This is a genomic window from Pseudoalteromonas umbrosa, assembly GCF_030125375.1.
Classification (GTDB): domain Bacteria; phylum Pseudomonadota; class Gammaproteobacteria; order Enterobacterales; family Alteromonadaceae; genus Pseudoalteromonas; species Pseudoalteromonas umbrosa.
In genome coordinates, this window is record NZ_JASJUU010000003.1 from 1176236 (window position 1) to 1183173 (window position 6938).

The window sequence follows — 6938 nt, forward strand, 5'->3', positions numbered from 1 at the left end:
CTCGTTTGATTTTTTAAACAGAGACTGCGCGCTGTTAACTAAGGAGTAAAGGCATGCAAGGGTATCGTGAACAGGGTTATGGAAGTACAGGTGATGAGGCTGATCTCGTCAACATTGACTTTGCGAGTGAATATAGTGTGAACTTTCCTAAGATCTTACAAGCTTTAGGGATTTCACTGGCTGTGTCTAGCTATCAATCACATGCTGTGATGTTACTTAGAAGCCGAGGAACGGCACTGAATTGCAGTGTAAAAAAGTTTGTCAGGCCAATGGGCGTCTGTGTCAGCGAAGATAGACTTTTAGTCAGCACCGTGAATCGAATTGTGAACTTTAAAGCAAGCAGCATGTCTCGAAAAAGTGTACTCAGCGGGGAAGTGGACAATATTGACTCTTTGGCAAGTAAATTAAGAGACGAGCAACGCGATACCGATGCATTTAAAGCGCTTAGAACTGAGCAGATCAGTGCAATAAAACAATGTGATGTCTTATTTACTGAGCGCTCTTCGTTAACAACGGGGACGCTCAATACTCACGATATTGCTTGGGGCGATGATGGATTATGGGTTGTTAACTCTAGCTTTTCATGCCTAGCGACCCTTTCTTCAGAATCCGGCTTTACACCCCGTTGGAGGCCGCACTTTATCAGCGAGTTAAAACCGCAAGACCGTTGTCATTTAAATGGTATGGCCATGTTAGATGGGCAACCTAAATATGTCACAACGTTTAACACTCAAGATTATCAAGATTCATGGCGAACAGAGCTAAATGGGACGTTAATGGATGTAGAAAAAAATGAAATACTCATCAGTGGGCTATCAATGCCACATTCACCAAGATGCCATGATGGGAAAGTCTATTTATGTAACTCAGGCGAAGGTGAAATACTGTGTTACGACCCAAAAACTTGCGAAAAATCAGTTTTGTGCACATTGCCTGGCTTTACACGAGGACTGACATTTTATGGTGATTTGATGTTGGTTGCGACTAGTCATGTGCGTTCGTCTACCGTGGTTAATGATATACCTTTAACCAGAGCACATACTCAAAGAGATACCGTCTGTGGCATATGGATTATCAATAAACACAACGGTGAGATCCTATCAAAATTACAGTTTAAAGGCGATGTCAGCCAACTTTACGATTTGTGCATTATTCCCAACTCTACGTTTCCTGAAATGATCAGCGGTGATGACGCTATTTCTGCGCATTTATATGAGTTTACGAAGGAGGAATTGAAATGAAAAAACTTGATATGACGACCTCTATATTAGGGGTGATGATCCCATCACTGGTTGCTGCAAATTCTTCTTCAAATATTGCGGATAGTTATTTTTTGCCAAATCACGAAGTGCCGTCGCTCAGCTCCATACCAGTTGCAGACAGTTTTCATTTTAGTAATAAGCAAAGCAATAAACGGGATGAGGTATTTGGTATTGCTGAGCACAAGAAGGAGCAACCAAATAACCAAGATGATGCAACCTCAGTCACGCTGTCTTTTTTGGCAGCGCAAGGCTTACTTGACAGTAAAGGTGTGGGAACGACACAAGTTAATGGTGAAGTGAGTATTGCCAAAGAGCTTGCAGCGTCATGCCAAGTCTCCTTTGGTTGTACTACCGCCTATGGTAGCCAAGCCAGTTGTGAAGCGGGCCCTGGACCCGGTGTTTGGTACCCTGATACTGATGATTGTACCGCAGCAGCGCCCGATCCGGACATCAACTTAAAAGGTAATGGTCAATCAATTACATCTGGAACGACGGCATTAAGTGCAAGCAACCATACTGATTTTGGTTCTCACCAAACGGGCGGCAGCAATTTTACTCGTACGTTTACCATAGAAAATGTGATTGCAGCTTCTACGCTAACGTTGAGTGGCTCTCCATTGGTGAGCATTTCTGCCTCCAGTGACTTTTCAATATCTAGCCAACCTGGCGCTAGTTCTTTAAATGGGGTAACCAGCACGACATTTGTTGTTCAGCTAGACCCGACTACGGTTGGTTCACCAACTGCTACGGTGACCATAACCAGTAATGATCCCAATGAAGGCACCTATACTTTTAATGTTGGTGCAACAGTCACTGCGGCCAACACCGCACCAGTGGTGGATTTAGATACAGCTGCCGGTGGTAATAACAGGTCGTCCTCTTTTAGTGAGGGCAGCGGGGGGGTTGGCATTACTAACAGTGCCAGCGTCACAGATGCTGAGTCAGATACCATTAAAACGATTACGGTGTCTCTAACGAATGACCAAGACGGGGCCTCGGAAGGACTGAATGTCACAGGCGCGGCACAAAATGCTTTAAATGGGGTATCGGGCAAGTCAGATATCACCCTGCAAGATACCATTTCGATTACAGGGGCGACGGCAACACTCGCCCAAGTGCAGACGTTTTTAGATGCCATAACCTATAACAATACGTCGTCTACGCCTAATACAACGGCGAGAACGGTAACGGTTGTCGTCAATGATGGTACTGATGACAGTGTGTCACGCACCTCAACGGTGAGTGTTGCAAATGTTACTTCGACCACCTCGTCGGGTGCATCATTTAATACTACAACTGGTGCTAACCTCAATCCCGCGATTTTATTCACCAGTGAAAATGAATCTTTAACCATAGCACAAACGGCCCATGCGGCAGGGTCAACCGCGGATGGTGGCGGTGGCACGGATACCTTGAATGTCTCTGATAGTGTGGATATCAGTGGACTGACGTCACTGACAAACTTTGAGACATTAGAGGCGGCAAATAACGGTAGCTTGACCTTAAGTGAGACTCAGCATGAGTCATTTACCACCATAAATGGTGTGGGTACGAATCAGTTTACTATCTCAAGTGGTAATGGTGATGCGGCTGTGACGGGGGATGCGGACATTGAAACCTATGTATTAGGTGCTGCCATGACCTTCACTTTGGGCGGTGCGTCGCAAAATGTCTCGGGTAGTAGCTCAAATGATGTCATTAATGTCGCAGCGCTTACACCAACAGGCACGCTTGATGCTAGTGGCGGGACAGGAGATACACTTCGTCTTTCAAGTGGCGCGAATATCGCGGGTGCAACTGTCTCAAATACAGAAATACTGGAATTGAACTCGGGTGCTTCGGTAACCATGACCGAAGCTCAGCATGATAGCTTTAGCTCCATGACGGCAACTGGTACTGACACAATTACTATCTCAGCAGCCACAGATGGGTTAACAGGCAATGCTGCAATAGAATCATACGTTCTATCCGTTGGGAATACATTTACACTGGGCAGCGCTGGGCAAAACCTAACAGGGAGTGGTAACAACGATACTGTCAATGTGGGGACTCTGACCGCGACAGGTACATTAGCAGGCGGCAGTGGTACAGATACACTTAGTGTCGGAAATGGCGGCAGTATTGCTGGTGCAACTGTTTCGGGTTTTGATAACCTCACTTTATCAAGTGGCGCATCCGCGACATTTAGTGCTGCACAACTTTCTCAGTTTTCAGGCACAGTCACGGCTGCTGGTACAGAGACTGTCTCTGTGACAGGCGATGGGAATCTGTCAACGGTTGCTGGCATCGAAAACTATACCATTGGCGATGACAGTACAAACACCCGAACGGTAACGGTCGCTGCTGCTGGTCACTCAGTGACTGCGACCAGTGCCACTGATGCAGTAACTTTTGATGTTGGGACATTAACATTTACAGGTACGCTTACAGGAGAAAATACGTCCGCTGATACGTTGAGCTTATCCAATGGCGCAGATATTAGCGGCGCGACCATTTCAAATATTACTAATCTTGCCTTGGCAACTGGCGCGTCGGTGACCATGACCGCAGCGCAAAATGAGAGCTTTAGTGGCTCAATCACTGCAGGTGGTACAGAAACCATCGTTATCTCAGGTGATGGCGATTTAACAACGCTCTCAGGCATAGAAAATTACACAGTAGGGGATGACTCTAGTAATACACGTACGATAAATGTAGGCGCAACAACAAGTGTTACGGCAACATCCGTGACGGATGTAATTACTTTTAATATTGCAGGGCAAAGCTTTTCAGGTTCGTTAACAGGTCAAGCGACAGCTGCCGACATCGTGTCTGCCAGTGATGGTGCCAATACAACAGGTGCAAGTTTTAGTAATGTGGGTACATTGTCATTGGCAAGTGGTGCAACGGTAACGATTGACGCTCAAAATGTCAGTGACTTTTCAACAGCAATAAATGGCGCTGCGGGTACTGAAACGTTAAATTTGGTCAGTGGTGGTACGTTTGACTTTAGTTCGACCAGTGTCTCAAGTATTGAGACCATCTCATTAGGCTCCAATAGCGTCACTTCGGTGACCATTACCGATAACTTTTCTTCAAATGGCGGGACAGTCACCGTCAGTAACTCATCAGGCTCAGCTATTAATGCTGGTGTCACCATTAATGCATCAACATTAGCAGGTGATAGCTTGGTGATTTCAGCAACCGATTTAACGGGTAATGATACTTTAACAGGTGGTGACAGCGCCGATACGATAAGACCTAGCGCGGGTACAGATTCAATAACGGGTAATGGTGGTAATGATAACTTTGTCGGTAGTGCCAGCGATTTAAATGGAGATACAATCGCGGACCTTGCTGTGGGGGATATGATCACGGTGACGGGTGTCACTGGATTAACTACGAGCAACGTCAGATTTAACGGTAATAGTACCTTACAAGTAGACACCGATGCGACAGACTTTGCAGCAGTTGAGATTGCCCTGACGCTCTCGAATTCACCTGGCGCAAGTTTAGATTTTACAGTCGCCGATAGCGGCGCGAACACAGTGATCACCTTTATTGCAGCCAATGATGTGCCTGTGTTTAGCTCACTAAACGGATTGTCTACGTTTACAGAAAATGGTTCGGCGGTTGCCATTGATAGTGATGCGACTGTAGCAGATACGGAATTGGATGCCTTAAATGGGGGCACGGGCAACTACAATGATGCATCTTTGACCATCACCCGAAACGGTGGCGCTAATGCACAAGATGTGTTTGCAAACTTAAATTTGCTTGGTACGTTAACGCAGGGCAATACCTTTACTTATAACGGTACCAGTGTTGGTACTGTGACGACAAACTCCGCCGGTACGCTTGTTCTGACATTTAATACCAGCGCAACATCGGCCATTGTGGATGGCGTGATCCAATCTATTTCCTATAGCAATACATCTGACGATCCGCCTTCAAGCGTAACGCTTGATTACACATTTAACGATGGTACGGCGAACAGTACAGGCACAAATCAAGCGGTTGTGAATATTACAGCGCAGAATGATGCACCAACAGATATTGCATTATCTGCAACGAGTATCAATCAATCGGCAACGGGGACAAGTGTGAATGTGGGCACGCTGTCGACCACGGATCTCGATAGCGCCAATGTGCATGCATATAGCTTAGTTAATAGTGGCAGCAGTGCCAGCGGTACTTGTACAAGTAATGCCGGAAACAGCAGTTTCCAAATTAGCGGTTCGAATTTACAAACTCAGTCGGCACTAAGTGCTGGGGATTATATTGTCTGTGTTCAGACAAATGATGGCACGACAACATTCCAAGAGTCATTTACTATCACTGTTGTAGATAATGTCGCGCCAAACGCCCCTTCCACGCCAGATCTGGATGCAGGTTCAGACACCGGTGGTTCAAATACCGATAATGTTACATCAGATACTACGCCAACATTCAGTGGTACAGCTGAGTCTGGCAGTACGGTAAGATTGTACAGCGACCAGTCTGGAAACACAGTGATTGGCAGTGGTACCGCAACAGGCGGTAATTGGCAGATCACCACAAGTGCATTATCAGCAGCGACTCATGCCATTACAGCTAAGGCTACGGATGCTAGCAATAATGAAAGTAGCGCTTCAAGTGCTTTGAATGTGACTATAGATACATCAGCACCAAACGCGCCGAGCACGCCGGACCTGTCAGCCAGTAGTGATTCAGGTACGTCCAACACAGATAATATTACAAACGATACAACGCCAACGATCACGGGCACAGGTACTACAGGTGACACTATTAACTTGTCATCCAATTTAGATGGTAATATCGGTAGTACAACTGTCTCGGGTGGTGCTTGGAGCATCACATCGTCTACGTTACAAGCGGGCAGTCATACTATTTCAGCGCAGTCTGTTGATAATGCAGGTAATACGGCGAACTCAGCGAGTAATTTATCGCTCACCTTAGACACGCAAGCCCCCAGTGGGCAAAGCGTTGCCTTTGGTGATACTTTATATTCCAATACCGAAAAAACCGCGGCTTCGTTCAGCTTTAGCAGTGCCGAAGTAGGCGCAACCTACAGCTATACTATTTCCAGCAGCAATGGCGGCACATCAGCAACGGGCAATGGCACGGTTACCTCTGCAAGCCAAACCATTTCTAACATTGATTTAAGTGCACTGAACGACGGCACCCTCACGCTGTCTGTGACGCTGACGGATACCGCAGGTAACGCGGCCACTGCGGTGACGGCGACGAGTACACTGGATACTAGCGCACCGAGTGGTCACAGTGTGGCACTCAGTGACACCAGCTATAACAGCACAGAAACGGGCAGCGCGAGCTTTAGCTTTAGCAGTGCAGAAGTAGGGGCGAGTTATACCTATACATTAAATAGCAGCAATGGTGGTACAGAAGTGACAGGCAACGGTAATATCACCAGCGCCTCACAAACGGTGAACATTGCTGATATCAGTGGGTTAAATGATGGCACACTCACGCTGTCAGTGACTGTCTCTGATGCGGCAGGTAACGCAGCGACTGCTGTAACTGATACAGCAAGTCTTGATAAAACCAAGCCGACAGTAACCACTTTTAGTGCCTCAGACACCAACCTTAAAGCGGGTGAAACGGCGACGATTTCTATTGTATTGAGCGAAGCCAGTACGACTTTCACTTCATCAGATATTACCGTATCAGGTGGCT

2 protein-coding genes are annotated in these 6938 nt (G+C 46.6%); both read left to right on the forward strand.

Annotated elements, in window-relative coordinates:
- Positions 1-53: 53 nt before the first annotated feature.
- Complete coding sequence (locus tag QNM16_RS14820; protein WP_284021215.1) at positions 54-1241, forward strand: TIGR03032 family protein; 1188 nt, start codon at positions 54-56, stop codon at positions 1239-1241.
- Positions 1238-6938: beta strand repeat-containing protein (locus tag QNM16_RS14825; protein ID WP_284021216.1), on the forward strand; the 5701-nt coding region annotated here is incomplete at its 3' end. The genes QNM16_RS14820 and QNM16_RS14825, both read left to right, overlap by 4 nt.